The sequence below is a fragment of the Rhizobium sp. K102 genome (genome assembly GCF_022385315.1).
GTDB lineage: Bacteria > Pseudomonadota > Alphaproteobacteria > Rhizobiales > Rhizobiaceae > Rhizobium > Rhizobium croatiense.
In genome coordinates, this window is record NZ_CP092436.1 from 1,696,276 (window position 1) to 1,711,483 (window position 15,208).

The 15,208-nt window shown below is 62.5% G+C and carries 14 protein-coding genes; 2 read left to right on the forward strand and 12 right to left on the reverse strand.

Annotated features, from left to right (window positions below; genetic code table 11):
- Positions 1-16: 16 nt before the first annotated feature.
- From MHI61_RS14290 to MHI61_RS14345, 12 genes are all read right to left on the reverse strand, one after another.
- Complete coding sequence (locus MHI61_RS14290; RefSeq protein ID WP_239792478.1) at positions 17-670, reverse strand: protein-L-isoaspartate(D-aspartate) O-methyltransferase; 654 nt, start codon at positions 668-670, stop codon at positions 17-19.
- A complete protein-coding gene (gene surE, locus MHI61_RS14295) occupies positions 667-1,440 on the reverse strand; it encodes a 5'/3'-nucleotidase SurE (RefSeq protein ID WP_017964058.1) in 774 nt (257 codons plus the stop codon). Before surE ends, MHI61_RS14290 begins: the two co-directional genes overlap by 4 nt.
- Positions 1,441-1,444: 4 nt before the next feature.
- A complete protein-coding gene (serS, locus tag MHI61_RS14300) occupies positions 1,445-2,728 on the reverse strand; it encodes a serine--tRNA ligase (protein ID WP_239792479.1) in 1,284 nt (427 codons plus the stop codon).
- 98 nt (positions 2,729-2,826) lie between these two features.
- Positions 2,827-3,654: a twin-arginine translocase subunit TatC gene (tatC, locus tag MHI61_RS14305; RefSeq protein ID WP_038688492.1), complete on the reverse strand. Its 828-nt coding sequence runs from the start codon at positions 3,652-3,654 to the stop codon at positions 2,827-2,829.
- Positions 3,651-4,256, reverse strand: a complete 606-nt coding sequence (gene tatB / locus MHI61_RS14310) for a Sec-independent protein translocase protein TatB (RefSeq protein WP_239792480.1) — start codon at positions 4,254-4,256, stop codon at positions 3,651-3,653. Before tatB ends, tatC begins: the two co-directional genes overlap by 4 nt.
- 51 nt (positions 4,257-4,307) lie before the next feature.
- On the reverse strand, positions 4,308-4,499 hold the full coding sequence (locus MHI61_RS14315; protein ID WP_009990121.1) for a twin-arginine translocase TatA/TatE family subunit: 192 nt from the start codon (positions 4,497-4,499) through the stop codon (positions 4,308-4,310).
- Positions 4,500-4,681: 182 nt separating this feature from the next.
- Entirely contained in the window at positions 4,682-5,386 is a 705-nt protein-coding gene (scpB, locus tag MHI61_RS14320; protein ID WP_239792481.1) for an SMC-Scp complex subunit ScpB, read from the reverse strand.
- Positions 5,383-6,240 carry a ScpA family protein gene (locus tag MHI61_RS14325; protein ID WP_239792482.1) on the reverse strand — a complete coding sequence of 286 codons (858 nt, stop codon included), beginning with the start codon at positions 6,238-6,240 and terminating at the stop codon, positions 5,383-5,385. Before MHI61_RS14325 ends, scpB begins: the two co-directional genes overlap by 4 nt.
- Before the next feature lie 18 nt (positions 6,241-6,258).
- Positions 6,259-7,272, reverse strand: a complete 1,014-nt coding sequence (nagZ, locus tag MHI61_RS14330) for a beta-N-acetylhexosaminidase (RefSeq protein ID WP_239792483.1) — start codon at positions 7,270-7,272, stop codon at positions 6,259-6,261.
- A gap of 110 nt (positions 7,273-7,382) precedes the next feature.
- Positions 7,383-10,613: an SPOR domain-containing protein gene (locus MHI61_RS14335; RefSeq protein ID WP_239792484.1), complete on the reverse strand. Its 3,231-nt coding sequence runs from the start codon at positions 10,611-10,613 to the stop codon at positions 7,383-7,385.
- 61 nt (positions 10,614-10,674) lie between these two features.
- Positions 10,675-12,432 carry an arginine--tRNA ligase gene (gene argS, locus MHI61_RS14340; RefSeq protein WP_239792485.1) on the reverse strand — a complete coding sequence of 586 codons (1,758 nt, stop codon included), beginning with the start codon at positions 12,430-12,432 and terminating at the stop codon, positions 10,675-10,677.
- A gap of 63 nt (positions 12,433-12,495) precedes the next feature.
- Positions 12,496-13,713 carry a deoxyguanosinetriphosphate triphosphohydrolase gene (locus MHI61_RS14345; RefSeq protein WP_239792486.1) on the reverse strand — a complete coding sequence of 406 codons (1,218 nt, stop codon included), beginning with the start codon at positions 13,711-13,713 and terminating at the stop codon, positions 12,496-12,498.
- A 220-nt stretch (positions 13,714-13,933) separates the two neighbouring features.
- Here MHI61_RS14345 and erpA point away from each other — a divergent pair, with 220 nt between their 5' ends.
- On the forward strand, positions 13,934-14,266 hold the full coding sequence (gene erpA / locus MHI61_RS14350; protein ID WP_064683502.1) for an iron-sulfur cluster insertion protein ErpA: 333 nt from the start codon (positions 13,934-13,936) through the stop codon (positions 14,264-14,266).
- Between the two features lie 125 nt (positions 14,267-14,391).
- A complete protein-coding gene (xth, locus tag MHI61_RS14355) occupies positions 14,392-15,183 on the forward strand; it encodes an exodeoxyribonuclease III (RefSeq protein ID WP_239792487.1) in 792 nt (263 codons plus the stop codon).
- The last annotated feature ends 25 nt before the right edge of the window (positions 15,184-15,208 follow it).

Sequence of the window (15,208 nt, forward strand, 5' to 3'; positions counted from 1 at the left end):
TGAAAAATCGCAGTGCCTACAGCAGCGAGGCAAGTCGCGGAACGATCGGCAGATAAGGGGCTTCGAACAGTTCCTCGCGTTCGAAACGACTGCCGGTTTTCGTCAGCCGCACCATGCGACACTCGTTCTCGGAAATCATCAGCGGCGCGATCATCGAGCCGCCGGAAACGAGCTGGTCGGTATAAAAACGCGGCATCGCATTGAAGGCCGCCGTCACCAGAATACGATCAAAGGTGCCCTCGCCCTGCATGCCGGCGCTGCCGTCCGCCTGGCGGATGACGACGTTGCGCAGGCCCAGCGATTCCATGCGCCGCTGTGCAGCCGTCGTCAGCGTCTTGTAGCGGTCGATCGACAGAACGCGTTCGGCCAGGCGGCCCATGACGGCGGCAGTGAAGCCACTGCCGGTGCCGATTTCGAGAACACGCTGTCCCGGTTTGAGCTTGAGGTGATGGAGGGTGCGGACGACAAAATCGATGCCTTCGAGAAAGGAACCGCATTCGATCGGAATCGTGCGGCTCGAATAGGCGTCGTCGGCAAATTGCGCCGGCACGAACAGCAAGCGCTGCGTCTGCTCGACCGCCGTCAGCAGATCGAGATCGGAGATGCCTTCGGCACGCAATCTGAGGACGAGCGCCGCAAAGCCCTCCTTCTCCGCTAGTCTTGCCGTCAAACCTGTGCTCCGTATCCCAGGGCCCGCGCCACGCGGTCCGTCACGGAATAATCGGTCAGATCCAGTTTCAAAGGCGTTACCGAAATCTTGTTATGCTTCAGAGCGTGAATATCGGTACCTTCGATGAAGGCGCCGGCGCGTTCGCCGAACTTCAGCCAGTAATAGGGAAAGCCCCGACCATCGGAGCGGGCATCGACCTGCAGATTGAAGGCGAGCTTGCCCTGCATGGTCACCTCCGCGCCATCGACCTCGTCGGGACGGCAGTTCGGGAAGTTGAGATTGAGGAACGTACCTTCCGGCAGGTCCAGAACCATCAGCTTTTCCAGAAGAGCCGGCGCATGCGTCTCGCAGACCTCCCAGGGCACGATGCGCGCGCCATCCTCATAGAGATAGGCCTGGCTCAGCGCGAAGGAGCGCACGCCTTGCATGGTGCCCTCGATGGCGCCGGCGATCGTACCGGAATAGGTCACATCGTCGGCAACGTTCGAACCCGAATTGACGCCGGATAGAACGAGATCGGGCTTGATGTCCATCACCTGCCGGATACCCATGATGACGCAATCGGTCGGCGTGCCGCGCAAGGCGAAATGCTTGTCGGAAATCTTGCGCAGCCGCAGAGGTTCGGAGAGGCTCAGCGAATGGGCAAGACCGCTCTGGTCGGTCTCGGGCGCCACGATCCAGACGTCGTCGGACAGCGTGCGGGCGATCCGCTCCAGTGCGGCCAGGCCCTCTGCGTGAATGCCGTCATCATTCGTAAGCAGGATGCGCATCGCCTCAGGCCGCCCGTTCGATCTTGGTCAATCCGCCCATATAAGGCAGCAAAACGTCCGGAATCGTGACCGAACCATCCTCGTTCAGATAATTTTCGAGCACGGCGATCAGGCAGCGTCCGACGGCGGTGCCGGAGCCGTTCAGCGTGTGGACGAACCTGTTGGTCTTGTCATCCTTGCCGCGATAGCGCGCATTCATGCGACGGGCCTGGAAATCGCCGCAGACCGAGCAGGAGGAGATTTCGCGGAAGGTGTTCTGTCCCGGCAGCCAGACTTCCAGATCGTAGGTCTTGCGCGAACCGAAGCCCATGTCGCCGGTGCAAAGCGTCATGGTGCGGAAGTGCAGGCCGAGACGCTTTAGCACTTCTTCCGCACAGGCGGTCATTCTTTCGTGCTCGGCGATGGCGCTCTCGGCATCGGTAATCGAAACGAGCTCGCATTTCCAGAACTGGTGCTGGCGCAGCATGCCACGCGTGTCGCGGCCGGCCGAACCTGCCTCCGAGCGGAAGGAGGGTGTCAGCGCGGTAAAGCGCAGCGGCAGCTTTTCCTGGTCGAGGATTTCCTCGCGCACCAGATTGGTCAGCGTCACCTCAGCCGTCGGGATGAGGTAGCGGCCGTCCGTCGTCTTGAAGAGATCCTCTTCGAACTTCGGCAGACTGCCGGTGCCGAACACCGCTTCAGCCCGAACCATCAGCGGCGAGCTGACTTCGGTATAACCGTGCTCGCGCGTGTGGAGATCGATCATGAACTGGCCGAGCGCGCGCTCGAGCCTGGCGAGCGGCCCGGTCAGCACCGTGAAGCGCGAGCCGGAAAGTTTGGCGGCGCGGTCGAAATCCATATAGCCAAGCGCCTCGCCGATTTCGAAGTGCTCCTTCGGCGTGTGGTTCCATCGCGGCTTTTCGCCGACGGTGCGGGTGACGACATTGTCATGCTCGTCCTTGCCGACCGGGACGTCGTCGAAAGGAACGTTCGGGATGCGCGAGAGCGCGTCGTTGAGCTCGGCCGTCAGCTGCCGGTCCTCTTCCTCGACCTTCGGCAGCAGCGTTTTCAGCTCAGCGACCTCGGCCTTCAGCTTCTCGGCGAGTTCAGCGTTCTTCTGGGACAGCGCCGCGCCGATCTCCTTGGAGGCGAGATTGCGACGGGACAGCAGGTCCTGCGCCTTCTGCACGGCGGAGCGGCGCTTTTCATCGAGGGCAATGAGGCTTTGGGCAAGAGGCTCCGCACCGCGCTTGGCAAGGGCGGCATCGAGCGCTTCGGCATTCTCACGGATCCATTTGATATCGAGCATCGTCGTTCCAGGTCGTTGCAACAAAGTGACCCGGCCAAAGCCTGATCGGGCTTCGACCGGATGGGACGGCGCTCATGAAGGGATTGCCGGATTGCCGCTCAGACGCTGTCCGTCTTGGCAACGTCTGCGGATCCTGTTTCCTTCTCGACCGCCTGCCGGGCACGCTGGCGCTCCACGAGTCGCGCCGCATAGATGGCAATCTCGTAGAGAAGGATCGCCGGTATCGCAAGGCCGATCTGGGATAAGGGGTCCGGCGGGGTCAGCACGGCAGCGACGACAAAGGCCAGCACGATGGCGAATTTACGCTTTTCGGCGAGCCATTCCGACGTCAGCAGGCCGACACGGGCAAGCAGCGTCGTGACAACAGGCAGCTGGAAGACGAGGCCGAAGGAGAAGACCAGCGTCATGATCAGACTCAGATATTCCGAAACCTTCGGCAGAAGCGAGATTGCTACCTCGTCGTGGCCCGGCGCCTGCTGCATCGACAGGAAGAACCACATGACCATCGGCGTGAAGAAAAAATAGACCAGCGCGGCGCCCAAGAGGAACAGAAGTGGGGAAGCGATCAGGAACGGAAGGAAGGCCGCCCGTTCATTCTTATAGAGGCCTGGAGCGACAAACTTGTAGATCTGGGCGGCGATGATCGGAAAAGCGATAACAAGGCCACCGAACATGGCGACCTTGACCTGCGTGAAGAAGAATTCCTGCGGCGCGGTGTAGATGAGCTGCGCCTTCTCGACATCGAGGTTGGCCCAGCTGACGGCGAGCTTATAGGGATAGACCAGATAGTTGAAGATGTGCTTGGCGAAAAAGAAGCACACGACGAAGGCGATGAAGAACGCGCCGATCGACCACATCAGCCGCGTGCGGAGCTCCATCAGATGCTCGATCAACGGCTGCGGCTTGTCTTCGATATCACCGCTCATGCCTCGTCCTTCTTCTCACTCTGCGCCGGCTTCTTCGGCGTTGCGGGCTTCCTGGCTGCCGTCGCGCGCTTCGGCTTTTCCACCGGCGCGGCAAACGCGGCGACGGCATCGGCCTTATCAGCGGCCTTGACGCGCGGCTTGCGCGGAGCCTTCGGCTTGGCGGCAATCGTGTCGGCCTGGACGGCCGCTGCGGCGACGGGTTCCGGTGTCGGCACCAGTGGCGGCGTTTCCGGCAGGCTCATCGAAGGCGCCGGGGCCGAAACCCCAGTCGGCGGCACTTCGGTCTTGTTCTGAGGAGGTGTGCTTGCCTTCTGCAGATCGGCCTTGATCTCGTTGCCCATCTGACGAAGGGGGTTCATTGCCTCGCGCAGACTGTTGACCGGGTTGAGCTTCTGGGCGTCGCCGATGGTCTGGCGGACATCGTCAAGTTCGGCTTCACGCAACGCTTCATCGAACTGCGCACGGAAGTCACCCGCCACCTTGCGGGCGCGCTGCGTCATCTTGCCGAAAGCGCGTAGCATCGGCGGCAAATCCTTGGGACCGACAACGACGATCAGCACGACCGCGATGACCAAAAGCTCGGTCCAACCAATATCGAACATGCAAGGCTCCTGGACGGGAAGCGCGGGGGCGGCGCTTTTTCCCGGACTTGGTTACTTCGTTTCGTCGGCCTTGTGATCGACGGTCTTTGCCGTTTCCGGCGCATCTTCGTCCGTCATGCCCTTCTTGAAACTCTTGATGCCCTTGGCGACATCGCCCATCAGTTCCGGGATCTTGCCGCGACCGAACAACAACAGCACGACGACCAGGACGATCAGCCAGTGCCAGATGCCAAAAGAACCCATTACGCTTACTCCCTGTTGTGATGTTCCCTCGATGTAAGGATTTCCCACACCGTTTCCAACATCAAGCCCTTCGAACTGAGCTTAATGTCACGGTATCGACCTTTGTGACAAGCCACAGACCCGCCGAAAAATGGTGAGCACCATTGTTTTCGTCATGCATGGCAAAAGCAAGACGAAGTCCTTCAATCTTCGGAGGTAGAACGCGGGGCGAGCAACCCAAGTTCTTCGAGATCCATCTGGGTAATGGGGTCTTCGTCCTCGCTCAGCTCGTCGTTTATCAATGGCGAGGGAATATTGAAATTCGCCGGGATGCGGCCCGACAGCAGGCCTGCTCCCTTCAATTCTTCGAGACCGGGCAGATCGCGCAATTCCTCGAGGCCGAAATGGTCGAGAAAATCCCGCGTCGTGCCCAATGTCACCGGCCGGCCCGGCGTGCGCCGGCGGCCGCGAAACCGCACCCAGCCGGCTTCCATCAGCACGTCGAGCGTGCCGCGCGAGGTCTGCACGCCGCGGATATCCTCGATTTCGGCGCGCGTCACCGGCTGGTGATAGGCGATGATCGACAGCACTTCCAGCGCGGCGCGCGACAGCTTCTTCACCTCATTGTCATCGCGGCGGATGACGAAGGAGAGATCGGCGGCAGTGCGGAAGGCCCAGGCGCCCTCCACCTGCACGAGATTGACGCCGCGCGGCGCATATTGCTCCTTGAGGCGCAGCATGATCACGCGAACGTCGGCATCGCTGGGGAGGCGCTCGGCGAGGAAACCTTCGGGCACCGGCTGCGAGGAGGCAAAAACCAGGGCCTCGGCGATGCGCTCGGCCTCGATCTCGGCCTGCAGGTCGCGACCTTCGTCCTCGTAATCCTCTTCGCTCTTCAGATCGATCAAGCCGGCCGCTCCTGTTCCACCACTTGCAGCGTCGCATGTTTCGGGCCGCGGCGCATATAGATCGGCTGGAAGGCGCCGTCCTGGCGGATTTCGAGCTTGCCCTCGCGCACCAACTCCAGCGAGGCGGCAAAGGCGCTGGCGATGGCCGTGACGCGCTCCTCGGGCGCTGCGAGATAACGCAGCAGATAATGCTCCATCGCCGTCCAGTCGCCCACCTCGCCGATCATCTGGGTCAGCAGCTCGCGCGCGTCGGTCAGCGACCAGACGTTGCGCCTCTCGATCGTCACCTGGGTGACGGCATGGCGCTGGCGCAGCGCCGCATAGGCGGTCAGGAGATCGTAGAGGCTCGCCGCGTAAGCGGACTGCTGCCGATCGGGAATATGCTCGGGCGCGCCACGCACGAAGATATCGCGGCCGAGGCGGTTGCGGTTGACGAGGCCTTCGGCCGCCTGGCGCATGGCTTCGAGGCGCTTCAGGCGGAAAGCAAGCGTTGTCGCCATCTCCTCGCCCGAGGGCCCATCATCCTTGACCTGCTGGGGAATGAGCAGCCGTGACTTCAAATAGGCAAGCCAGGCCGCCATGACGAGATAATCGGCGGCGAGCTCGATGCGGATCCGGCGGGCGCTTTCGACGAACTGCAGATATTGCTCGGCGAGCGCCAGCACCGAAATGCGCGACAGGTCGACCTTCTGATTGCGGGCGAGATAAAGCAACAGGTCGAGAGGACCTTCGAAGCCGGCGACGTCGATCACCAGCGCCGGCTCGTGGCTGGCGCGCTCGGCGCCGTTATCCTGCCACAGCTTGTCCATCGGCGTTGCCGCCTGCGGACGCTCCGTGCCCTTGCCCGTGTTCACCACCCTGCTCCTCTGCGATCACACAATCGCAAACATTGCCTCGAACTCCGCCCGCAGTTCGGCTTCGTCAACCGTATCCGGCGCGGCGAAGCCTGCTTCCACTGCTTTTGCGCGCGCAAGCGACGCGCCGGCGAGCGGTGGAACATTTGCCACGACATCCAGCATCTCGTCCATCTTGCCATTGCAATGCAGCACGATATCGCATCCGCCTGCAATGATATTCGCCGCACGTTCGCCGATCGTGCCCGAAAGAGCGTTCATCGAGCTATCGTCGGAAAGCAGCAGACCGCTAAAGCCGATATGCTCGCGGATGACGCCGTCGATCACCTTGCGCGAGGTCGTCGCCGGATTGTCCGGGTCGATGGCGGTGAAGACGACGTGGCAGGTCATCGCCATCAGCTCGTCCTTCATCGCGACGAAGGGCGGGAAATCATGGGCTTCCAGCTCATCGCGGGAGACGGTGACGACAGGCAGCTCCAGATGGGAATCGGCAAAACCGCGGCCGTGGCCGGGCATATGTTTCATGACAGGCAGCAGGCCGCCGGCCTTCAATCCTTCGGCAGCCGCCCTCCCCATGGAAATGACGGTCTCGGGATCGCCGCCATAGGCGCGGTCGCCGATGACATTGCTGCTGCCTTCGACCGGCACGTCGAGCACTGGCAGGCAATCGACATCGATGCCAAGCCTCGAAAGGTCGAAGGCGTGCAGCCGCGACATCGCCCAGGCGGCGCGCAGACCGAGCGCCGGCTCGCGGCGATAGAGATCACCGAGCGCTTGGCCGGAGGGATAGCGTGGGAGGATGGGAGGACGGATGCGCTGGACGCGACCACCCTCCTGGTCGATCAGCACCGGCGCATGCCAACCGACGCTGTCGCGCAATTCGGCGACGAGATCGGTGATCTGGGAGGCTTCGGAAATGTTGCGCCCGAAGAGGATGAAGCCCCAGGGCCGTTCGCCCCGAAAAAAGGCCTTCTCTTCGGATGTGAGGGCAAGGCCGCTGCAGCCAAGGATCATCGCTTTTGATTCGGTCATATAGGAATCATAGACCGCCCCGGGCCAAATGCGAGCAAGCGCGGGCGCGATGCACAAAAAAGAGCGGCGGGCCGATCGGCCCGCCGCTCTTATAATTCCGTGACCTGATTTTACTTGGAGATCAGGCAGCTTCCGCCGGCTGCGCGATACTGTTCGCAAAGTGCTGCGGCCTCATCCTTAGAGCCGACCGGGATGCGAACACGGTAGAAAGTACCCTTGCCGGCGATATCGGCCCTGCGGATCTCGTGAGCGCGGCCACCCAGCACCCCAGCGAATTTCTTCGAGAGGTTGGCATAGGACTTGTTGGCCTCGTCCTCCGAGGGCAGTGACGCGATTTGGAGGCCGTAGCCGCCGGGGGATGCTGCCTGCTGCGGCTGGGCAGCGGCCGGGGCGGCAGAAGCAACCTGCGTCGGCTTCGGCTGCTGCGCCGGTGTGCGGACATTACCCTTGTCGGTGACGGTGCCGACGACATTGACGGGCTGATCGGCCGGGCGGGCAATCGGAACCGGGGCCGTATCGGCGATCGTCGTCGTCTTAACCGGCCGTACCGGCGCATCGGCCGAGGCGGGATTTGCCGTCTGCGCATCGGCAGTTACGGCAGGCGATCCTTGTGCCGGGGCGGGTTCGACCGGTGCTGCGGAACGCGCATCGGCGGAAGCAACCTCGGCGCTTGCCGGGAAGCTTGCAGCCGTTCCGCTAACCGGCGGCACGGTGGGGGTCGACGGCGCGGACTGCGCCGTGACCGGCGGCTGGGCGGACGGCACCGGCTGGGCGGACGGCGTTGTCTGGGCAGACTGTACCGGCGGCTCCGGCTGATCGACGGGCGCAGCCTCCTCGCGGGCGACCAGGGTGCCGTCCGGCTTGACGATCATCGTGCGGACCTTGCGCGGCGAAACGGACGGCGTCTTGTCGGCGCCGCTTGCGGGCGTGTCGTCGGCGTTTGCCTGGTTCGGCAGCAGACGCGGATCCTCCGTCTCACCGACCGCGGTCGGCGTGACCTGATCGTCGGCGCCGGCGTTCTCGTCGTCCTCGGGCAGCGCTTCCGGTGTCAGTGTGCGCTGGACGACATCGACGGGCGCCTCGTCGGACGACACGAGCGCCTTCTGCTTCGGTTCCTCGGCGGAACCCGCTACGCGGTCATAGACGGCCTTGTCCTGGTTGGGTACGGTCTTGCCGCCGGGATTTTCCGGAACGACCTTGACCGGCTCCTTGTCGGCGGTGATCACACGCGGCTCGCCGGATGCGACAATGCCAAGCCCCTCGCCGTTCCAGACGGAGGAATAGACGCCATAACCGACGCCGGCGAAGACCACCAGGGCGACAGCCCCGGCAAGCAGCCGGCGCATCGAGCGGGCGCGGCTGAAATCGGCGGCCTGGCTTGCCGATTCGATGTGGACCTCGGAGGTCTGGCGGCGCTCGACCGGCTCGCGCACGCTGCGGCGGAAATCCTCCTCCAGCGCCCGTTCGAAATCATCGAGGCCGTCGGCAATGGTCGGCTTGACCGGCTTGGTCGCGGCAGCGGTATCACGGGGCGGCGCCGGCATTTCCCGCGGCTTGGCCGGTTCAAAGAAGCTCGCGATCTCCGCGTCGAGATCGAAATCGAAATCCGCCGTTTTCGCCACCGGCGCGGGCTGCTCGACCGGCGGCAGCGCCGGCACGTGCATGTCGTCGACGGTCTCGGGACGTTCCTCCGGATCAGAGATCATCGCCGGATCGAAAGGCAGGTCTTCGGTCGATTCTGCGACGGGCACTTCTGGGGCGAGCACTTCTTGGGCGGGTGTCCAGTTGAAAACAGGCGCAGAAGCCACGGCCGGCGGTTCGGCCGCGAAGACCGGTGCGGACCGCATGGGCGCAGTCGCCTGCTGGGGCGCAGCGGGTGCCGGCTGCGGCTTCGGCTGCGGTGCAGGCTCGGACGCCTCGGAAAAATCGAGATCGGCAAGTTCCAGCTCGATGCCGGCTAGATCCAGTTCGAAATCGTGGCCGGCGAAAGGATCGTCAGCCTCCGGCGCGGGCTGCGGCGCCCGGGCATATGCCGTTGCGGCAGGCTGGGGCGCAACCGGCTTTGCCACTTCGGCGACATGGGCAGGAACGATTTCGACGGGAGCGGACAGGACCGGTGCAGCGACCGGCGCAGGCTGAACCGGTGCGGCGGCTACTGGGGCGGCCTCGGCGGCGGGCTGCGGCGAGACGGGCGCCAGATTGGCGCGCTGCAATACCGGATGCGGCACCGGATAGCGCGAGACGTCGGCCAGCAGATCGTCGAGATCGAAAGTGCCGGCGGTGTGCGGAACTTCCGGTACGACTTCGGTCAGCGCGGCATCAGCCTGGATCTCGCCTTCCACAGCGGCAGCGAGATCGAAACCGACGTCAGAGCTGAACTCCTCCGGACCTTCCTCGACGTCAAAGAACTCTTCGGCTTCGGCAGTCACTTGCGGCGCAATTGCCTCATCGTGACGATCGAGCTCGGCGGGAAACCCAAACGACGGTGAAGCGGCGACGAATTCCTCGGCAGGCTCTACAGCGGCGACGGGCGCCGACTGCTCGACCGCAGGCTGCGGCTCTACCGCCACAGGATCGGCGAGCGATGATTCAGCCACCGGTTCGTCGGCTGCCTCTGCCACCGGCACGGCGACAGGTTCGGCCGCCGGCGAGGCGACAGTTTCGGCCGCCGGCGCGGCGACAGTTTCGGCCGCCGGCTCGACCACATCCGCCGGCGGAGCAACCGGCTCCTCACGTTTCGGAGCGTGGAAATTGGCAAGCGGCAGCCTGATGCTGGCCGCCGACCATTGCGGGGCTTTGGCGGACTGCGGCACGGAAGAGACGGGAGCCGCACCGATCGACAATTCGAGCTCTTCGATCAGATCGCGGGCGCCACCGAAGGCGGTTTGGATGGGCGCCTCGGAAACGGGATCGATGGAAAGCTGCTGCGGGCCGGCCGGCCAGTCGGCAGCGGCAACGTCCCAATTTCTTGCTGCAGGCTGCGCTGCTTCTTCAGCGGCGGCAGGAGCAGCGGAGAGAGGCTCCGGAGCCTGCGGGCTTTCGACAGCAGGGGCGACATCGAGAACGGGCTCGACATAATCTTCGGACGCAATGCCATCGGAAATCGGCTCGGCCGGATGGTCGAGCTCTGCGAGCGGACGCGGAGAGTCGTAACGGTCGAACTCGCGGCCAAGCTCGTCCTCAAGATTGAAGGCGGGCTCGCGCCGTGCGGCTTCGCTCACCGTATTCGCTGCAACACGCGGTTCGAAGCCGACGATACGAGCAAGCTCGGCCAACGGATCGTCGTCAGCAAACAGATCGTCTTTTCCGCGCGTATCATACGCAAGTTGTTTCTCAGCCATGCCTATCCCACTCGCAAACGCCAACGCTCAAATGCCAGCGCATTGTGGGGAAATGGTGACGTTATCGCATTTCGTCAGGTGCGGCAGTGCCTGTAATGGCAAGTCCCGACTTCAAAACCGACGCGACGGCGTACACCAGCCCAAGTCTGGCAATACTTGATTCTCGGTTTTTATCATTAACAAATCGTAATTCCGTCTGATCTTTACCTTTGTTCCAGTGCGCGTGGAAGGAACTGGCGAGGTCGTAGAGGTAAAAAGCGATGCGATGCGGCTCCTGCGACTGGGCCGCCGCTTCGACGATACGCGGGAATTCGGCAAGCTTGGCGACGAGCTGCAATTCGGCCGGATCGCCAACGCCAGCAACGGCTTTCGCAAGATCGTCAGACGAAACATCGAGGCCGGGGAAAGCCTCCCTCGCCTGCCGGAAGACCGACATGCAGCGGGCGTGCGCATACTGCACGTAAAAAACAGGATTGTCCTTCGATTGCTCCGTCACTTTGGCGAAATCGAAGTCCAGCGGTTCGGAATTCTTGCGGTAAAGCATCATGAAGCGGACCGAATCACGGCCGACTTCCTCGACGACATCCCGAAGCGTGACAAAATCGCCGGAGCGTTTCGACATCTTCACCGGTTCGCCGTTGCGATAGAGCTTGACGAGCTGGCAGAGCAGCACCGTCAGCTTCGCCTTGCCATCCGAAACGCCGCGCGCCACCGCCTCCAGGCGCTTGACATAGCCGCCATGGTCGGCGCCGAGCACATAGATCATCTCGTCGAAACCGCGGTCGAACTTGTTCTTGAAGTAGGCGACGTCGGCGGCGAAATAGGTGTAGGAGCCGTCCGACTTGATCAGCGGCCGGTCCATGTCATCGCCGACCTCAGTCGAGCGGAACAGCGTCTGTTCGCGATCTTCCCAATCCTCAGGCAACTGGCCCTTCGGCGGCGGCAAAGTGCCCTTGTAGACGTAACCCTTGAAGGTCAGGTCGTTGATCGCCGTGCGGATCGCGGCCGCACCATTGGCGTGCAAGGTGCGTTCGGAGAAGAAGATATCGTGATGGACGTTCAGCGCCGCCAGATCTTCCCGGATCATCACCATCATCGCGCTGATGGTGCGATCCTTGACGATCGGCATCCATTGCTCTTCCGGCATGTTGTGCAGCCGCACGCCATAATCGCCGGCAAGCGACTGGCCGACGGGCACGAGATAATCGCCGGGATAGAGACCCGAGGGGATTTCGCCGATTCGTTCCCCGAGCGCTTCGCGATAACGCAGGAAGACCGAGCGGGCGAGCACGTCGATCTGCGAGCCGGCGTCGTTGATGTAATATTCCTTCTCGACGCCGTAACCGGCAAAAGCGAGCAGGTTGGCGAGCGCGTCGCCGACAACGGCGCCGCGGCAATGGCCGACATGCATCGGGCCGGTCGGATTGGCCGAGACATATTCGACATTGACCTTGCGGCCTGCACCGAGAGTCGAGCGGCCGTAGTCGGTGCCGGAGGCGATCATCGAGGCGAGCAGCCGTTGCCAGTAGCCGACGGCGAGACGGATGTTGATGAAGCCGGGACCGGCGACCGAGACATCGGCGACGTCGGCATCCTCTTTGAGCTTGGCGATGATGACGTCGGCAAGCGCGCGAGGATTGGACCCGAGCGGCTTTGCCAGGACCATCGCGGCGTTGGTCGCAACATCGCCATGGCTCGCATCGCGCGGCGGCTCGACGGTGATGCGGCCGAAATCGAGCTCGGATCGCTTTTCCCTGACCAGATCGATCTGTTCAAGGGCGGTTTTGATCCTGGCTTCGAAGTCGGTAAAAAGGTTCATCGCACTCTTCCATGCATAGGCTGTGCCAAAGGCGCAAATCGGCCTTCGGCGGGCGACCGCTGCCTATCGCAAATCCGGAGTGTGGTCAAACAATCGCCTGTGGGCACTGATTGCATAGGTGTCGGTCATGCCGGCCAAATAGTCGCCGACATGGCGAGCCTTCGGCGCATCGGCGAGGCCGGCGATATGATCGACCCAATAATGGCTTTGCATCTCCTTGGGGCTGGCCATGTAGGCGCCGAAAAGATCGGTGACGATCTGGGCAGCGCCGGCGCGGATACGCATGATATCGGGATTGCGGTAGATGCGTTTGAAGAGCATCGCCTTGATTTGCCTGTCTGTTTCGGCCATCGCGTCGGAGAAGGTCGCGATAACCCGGTCGGCAGCGCGAATGTCGGCTGCGCTCTCAGGGCGAAGAAGTGAAAGACGCTGCTGCGCGACGCCGATCACGTCTTCGACCATACGGGTGATCTGCCGGCGCATGATCTCGTGAGTGAAGCGGCTCGGCTCCAGATGCGGATACCGCGCCCTCACCTCGGCCATCAGCCCGGCCAGAAACGGGATTTCCTCGAGCATGTCGAAAGTCAGGTAGCCGGAGCGCAGGCCGTCATCGATATCGTGGGTATTATAGGCGATATCGTCGGCAATCGCCGCGACCTGGGCCTCGAGGCTGGCGTAGGTTGCAAGCTCGAGATCGTGCAGTTCGCAATAGTCGAGGATCGGCTGCGGAACCGGGCCGCGTGTGCCGACACCATCCAGCGTCAGCAGCGGACCATTGTGCTTGACGAGGCCTTCAAGACTTTCCCACGTCAGGTTGATGCCGTCGAATTCGGCATAACGCCGCTCCAGCTTGGTCACGATGCGCAGCGATTGGGCATTGTGGTCGAAGCCGCCATAGGGCAGCAGCACCTCGTGCAATGCGTCCTCGCCGGTATGGCCGAACGGCGTGTGGCCGAAGTCATGCACGAGCGCCACGCCCTCGGCCAGATCCTCGTCGAGTTTCAGGGCGCGGGCGAGCGCGCGGGCGATCTGCGCCACCTCGATCGTATGCGTCAGCCGGGTGCGGTAGTGATCGCCATCCTGGGCGATGAAGACCTGGGTCTTGTGCTTCAGCCGGCGGAAGGCCGTCGTGTGGACGATGCGGTCGCGGTCGCGCTGAAAATCGGATCGCGTCGGACTTTCATCCTCCTGGTAGAGGCGCCCGCGCGTCGTCCAGGGGTCCGCCGCATAGACCGCCCTTTCGCTGTTGCCGAAACCCAACGCCCGCCTGTCAACCGTCATTCTTCACCGTCATTCTGCCTGTTGCCGCATCTGCCCATTGACGCCGCTTTGCCCTGTTCATACCTATAGCCCGACGAAACGGCAAAGAGGCGCCCGCCGGCCGTTTCGCACATCATGGCCTTTTTGCGAAGATCATGGTAAGTTCTTTTGATATCAGGCATTTGAACATTTCAGTGCCAAAACCCATTCTCTCCGGATCTTGACCCCGGCAGGAGGAAATATGACGGATACGAGTGTAACCCTTTCAGATGCCGCGGCAAAGCGTATCGCTGCGATCATCGGCGCAGAGGCCGGCAAGAGCGCGCTGCGCGTTTCGGTCGAAGGCGGCGGCTGTTCGGGCTTTTCCTATAAGTTCGACCTTGCCGACAGCGTGGCCGACGACGACGTCGTCGTCGAAAAGAACGACGCGAAAGTGCTGATCGACAGCCTGTCGCTCGTCTACATGGCGGGCTCGGAGATCGACTTCGTCGATAATCTGCTTGGTCAATCCTTCCAGATCAAGAACCCGAATGCGGTGGCAAGCTGCGGCTGCGGCACCAGCTTCTCGATCTGACCATCCAGAAACATTTCGCTGTGCGAACGAACCGGCCGAAGAAGCGCTTCCGGCCGGTTTATCGTCTTGTCCTGTTGTGAAAGACCACGATAAAAGAAGCGCACGCAGCGAAACAGGACGAAGAGATGAAGATCGCGACTTGGAACATCAACGGCGTCAAGGCGCGCATCGACAATCTGACGCAATGGCTCAAGGATTCCGATCCCGATATCGTCTGCTTGCAGGAGATCAAGACGATCGACGAAGGCTTTCCCAGGCTGGAGATCGAGGCGCTCGGCTATCACGTCGAGACACACGGCCAGAAGGGCTTCAACGGTGTGGCGATCCTCTCCAAGACTTCGCCTTCCGAAGTCAACCGCGGCCTGCCCGGTGATGCGCTGGACGAACAGTCCCGTTTCCTCGAGGCGGTGTTCACGCTGCCGGACACGCGCATTCTGCGCGTCTGCTGCATCTATCTGCCGAACGGCAATCCGGTCGAAACGGAGAAATATCCCTACAAGCTCGCCTGGATGGAGCGTCTGCGGATGTTTGCGGCCGAGCGCCTCGCCTATGAGGAGATTCTGGTGCTCGCCGGCGATTACAACGTCATCCCCGAGCCGCACGACTGCTTCGACCCCAAGGTCTGGGAAAGCGATGCGCTGTTTCTGCCGCAGACGCGGGAGGCATTCCGCAGGCTCGAAAATCTCGGGCTGACCGATGCGGTGCGCGCGACGACGGATGCGACGCGGCTCTATTCATTCTGGGACTATCAGGCGGGTGCGTGGCCGAAGAATAACGGCATCCGCATCGACCACCTGCTGCTATCGCCGGAGGCTGCCGACCGGATGATGTCGGCGGCGATCGAAAAACATGTGCGGGCCTGGGAAAAGCCGTCCGACCACGTGCCTGTCGTCGCCTATTTCGATTTTGCGGCCTGACATTCGCAGCCCATAGCACCGCGCC

Excerpts from the sequence above, each read along its gene's own strand:
- serS (WP_239792479.1), bottom strand. The coding sequence starts at position 2,728 with ATGCTCGATATCAAATGGATCCGTGAGAATGCCGAAGCGCTCGATGCC.
- MHI61_RS14335 (WP_239792484.1), bottom strand. The coding sequence starts at position 10,613 with ATGGCTGAGAAACAACTTGCGTATGATACGCGCGGAAAAGACGATCTG.
- tatB (WP_239792480.1), bottom strand. The coding sequence starts at position 4,256 with ATGTTCGATATTGGTTGGACCGAGCTTTTGGTCATCGCGGTCGTGCTG.
- MHI61_RS14315 (WP_009990121.1), bottom strand. The coding sequence starts at position 4,499 with ATGGGTTCTTTTGGCATCTGGCACTGGCTGATCGTCCTGGTCGTCGTG.
- erpA (WP_064683502.1), top strand. The coding sequence starts at position 13,934 with ATGACGGATACGAGTGTAACCCTTTCAGATGCCGCGGCAAAGCGTATC.
- xth (WP_239792487.1), top strand. The coding sequence starts at position 14,392 with ATGAAGATCGCGACTTGGAACATCAACGGCGTCAAGGCGCGCATCGAC.
- surE (WP_017964058.1), bottom strand. The coding sequence starts at position 1,440 with ATGCGCATCCTGCTTACGAATGATGACGGCATTCACGCAGAGGGCCTG.
- MHI61_RS14345 (WP_239792486.1), bottom strand. The coding sequence starts at position 13,713 with ATGACGGTTGACAGGCGGGCGTTGGGTTTCGGCAACAGCGAAAGGGCG.
- tatC (WP_038688492.1), bottom strand. The coding sequence starts at position 3,654 with ATGAGCGGTGATATCGAAGACAAGCCGCAGCCGTTGATCGAGCATCTG.
- argS (WP_239792485.1), bottom strand. The coding sequence starts at position 12,432 with ATGAACCTTTTTACCGACTTCGAAGCCAGGATCAAAACCGCCCTTGAA.
- nagZ (WP_239792483.1), bottom strand. The coding sequence starts at position 7,272 with ATGACCGAATCAAAAGCGATGATCCTTGGCTGCAGCGGCCTTGCCCTC.